This is a genomic window from Mesorhizobium sp. M7A.F.Ca.MR.148.00.0.0, from assembly GCF_003997735.1.
GTDB lineage: Bacteria > Pseudomonadota > Alphaproteobacteria > Rhizobiales > Rhizobiaceae > Mesorhizobium.
This window is the reverse complement of sequence record NZ_RZTB01000685.1, coordinates 1-238: the sequence shown is the minus strand read 5'-3', so window position 1 is coordinate 238 and position 238 is coordinate 1. Positions and strand designations below refer to the sequence as shown.

Genomic DNA, 238 nt, shown 5'->3' with positions numbered 1-238 from the left:
CCATTCACTTCGCATGGCCTGCCGTCAACAATCGGTGATTGGGAATGTTCCCAATTCCCATTGAATTTTTCTCGCCAAGGTTGCATTAATATCTCTATGGTTGTATTGATGCGTGTACAACAATCCTGAATGTGTGGGGCCTTTGCCATGAAAAAAGTCGTCATCAGCCTTTTCGCGATACTCGCAGGCACCAGCTTCGCCATGGCCGAGGACGCCGGCTGTGAGGCGTTCAAGTGGC

The 238-nt window shown here is 50.4% G+C and carries 1 protein-coding gene; it reads right to left on the bottom strand.

The window, feature by feature from the left end:
- Positions 1–24: 24 nt before the first annotated feature.
- Positions 25–238, bottom strand: a 214-nt coding sequence (locus tag EOB49_RS37195; RefSeq protein WP_206526238.1) for a hypothetical protein, incomplete at its 5' end; no start/stop codon positions are given.